Source organism: Streptomyces sp. SID3343, assembly GCF_009865215.1.
GTDB lineage: Bacteria > Actinomycetota > Actinomycetes > Streptomycetales > Streptomycetaceae > Embleya.
This window is the reverse complement of sequence record NZ_WWJX01001572.1, coordinates 1-2,004: the sequence shown is the minus strand read 5'-3', so window position 1 is coordinate 2,004 and position 2,004 is coordinate 1. Positions and strand designations below refer to the sequence as shown.

3 protein-coding genes and 1 pseudogene are annotated in these 2,004 nt (G+C 73.1%); 2 read left to right on the top strand and 2 right to left on the bottom strand.

Translation table 11 applies throughout. The features are described 5' to 3' along the window. Positions 1-470 (top strand): annotated as a pseudogene (locus GT354_RS50375) (NAD(P)/FAD-dependent oxidoreductase); the annotation flags it as partial. A gap of 206 nt (positions 471-676) precedes the next feature. Here the strand turns inward: GT354_RS50375 and GT354_RS53155 are convergent. Together GT354_RS53155 and GT354_RS50370 are read right to left on the bottom strand one after the other, a co-directional pair. Next, positions 677-826 (bottom strand): hypothetical protein, encoded by a 150-nt coding sequence (locus tag GT354_RS53155; protein ID WP_202513189.1) that lies wholly within the window; start codon positions 824-826, stop codon positions 677-679. Then, positions 823-1,116 (bottom strand): SRPBCC family protein, encoded by a 294-nt coding sequence (locus tag GT354_RS50370; protein ID WP_202513188.1) that lies wholly within the window; start codon positions 1,114-1,116, stop codon positions 823-825. The genes GT354_RS53155 and GT354_RS50370 overlap by 4 nt, the downstream gene beginning before the upstream one ends. Positions 1,117-1,247: 131 nt before the next feature. On the opposite strand from GT354_RS50370, the gene GT354_RS50365 reads away from it, so the two are divergent. Beyond that, a partial coding sequence (locus GT354_RS50365) for a methyltransferase domain-containing protein (protein WP_161364952.1) occupies positions 1,248-2,004 on the top strand: 757 nt, incomplete at its 3' end.

Below are 2,004 nucleotides of genomic sequence, written 5' to 3'. Positions count from 1 at the left end.
ACGTGTTCGCGCTCGGCGACGCGGCGGCCGTGCCCGACCTCGCCAAGGGCGACGGCGCGCTGTGCCCGCCCACCGCGCAGTACGCGCACCGGCAGGCCAAGATCGCCGCGGCCAACGTGGTCGGGTCGCTGCGCGGGCAACAACTGCGCCCGTTCCGGCACAAGGACTTGGGCCTGGTGGTCGACCTCGGCGGCACCCAGGCGGTGGCCCGCCCGCTGGGCCATGAGATGCGCGGCCTCCCCGCGCAGGCGATCACCCGCGGCTATCACCTGATGACGGTCCCGTCGCTGCGGGCCCGCACGCGGGTGCTGTCCAACTGGGTTCAGCACGCGTTCGCGGGTGACGACCTGGTCCGGCTGGGCTTCATGTCCGACCTGGACGGCCGGATCGGCAACCTGGAGAAGACCGACGCGTATCTGACCCGGGACGAGATCACCGCCAGAACCGGGTCACGCGCCGCCCACCCGTGACCGTGGGCCCGGTGAGGCGGGCCGCCGTCGGACATCGCGCACCGACCCGCCTCACGCCTGGTCTCCGAGCGCTTGGCCTCCGAGCGCCTGGTCTCCGAGCGCTCGGCCCCCGAGCGCCTGGTCTCCGCACGCTTGGCCCCCGAGCGCCCGGTCCTCGACCGCCCGGCCGTCGAGCGCCCGGCCGTCGGCCGCCCGGTCCCTGCCGTTCAGTCTCCGACCGGTCGATGCGCACGTTCGCTGCGCTGCTTGAGGCCCTCCGCCTCCATCCGCAGGTATCGCCGGGTCAGGCCGCCCGCCAACATCCCCACCACGGGGGCGAGCAGACCGCTCTGCTGCAGCGTCAGGGTGAAGGTCACCCCCTCCTCGCCCGGCTCGATCCGATGGTCGGCGATCCCGTGGTCACCCCGCCGCTGCGGGTGATCCAGGTGAAGCAGCGGTCGGGCTCCAGGTCGGTGACCAGCCAACGCGCCGCGGGCAGTCGCGGCTGCTTGACGTGGAATCTGCTGCCGACGCCGAACGGCTCCGCGTCGAGGCGGCGCACGACGGACATCGAACGAGTCCAGGTGGGCCACTGTTCGACGTCGATCAGGACCGCCCAGACCCGCTCCGCCGGCGCGTCGATGTGGACGCTCTCGTCGTAGGACATCGTGCTCCCCCATCCCGCCGGCGAGTACGCCGGCCACGTATCGCTACCGCCCATGGTCCAAGCCGCCCCCCGGCGCGGACAAGAGTGGCGAAGGGCGTGCTTCGTGAGCTTTGCGTGGGTACACGGGGGCCATGGACGACGAGCGTTTGGCCGTACGGCTGCGGGCGGCTCTGGTGCGACGATTGCGCGATTCCGGCAGCATCCGCACCGACGCCGTCGAGGACGCCATGGCCGCGGTGCCGCGCGAGGTCTTCACGCCCGGCTCCACGACGCTCGACGAGGCGTACCAGGACCGTGTCGTGGTGTTGTCCACCGACGAACGCGGGCTGCCCGACAGCACGGTCAGCCAGCCGGCGATGATCGCCTTGATGCTGGAACAGCTCGATGTGCGGCCGGGGCTGCGGGTGTTGGAGATCGGCACCGGGAGCGGGTACAACACCGCGCTGCTGTCCCGGTTGGTCGGCCCCGACGTCGGCGTGGTGAGCATCGACGTGTCGGCCGAACTCGCCGGCGCGGCCGCGCGTCGGCTCGCCTCGCTCGGCATCGACGTGGACGTACGGGCCGGCGACGGGTGGGCCGGGGTCGCCGATCGGGCGCCGTTCGACCGGATCGAGGCGACGGTGGGCGTACCGGACCTGCCCCCGGCGTGGGTCGAGCAACTCGCGCCGGGCGGGCGGCTGGTGACGCCGTTGTGGTTGCGGCCCGGTCTGGAGCTCTCGGTGGCGTGGGAGCGCGGCGCGGACGGGGTGTTGCGCAGTGTGTCGGTGTCGCCGTGCGGGTTCCTGCAACTGCGCGGCGTGCACTCGGGCCCGGGCCGCACCCATCCGCTGACCGGCGACCTCGCGGTGACGGGCGAGGATCTGCCCGCGGCCGCGCTCGACGTGCTGC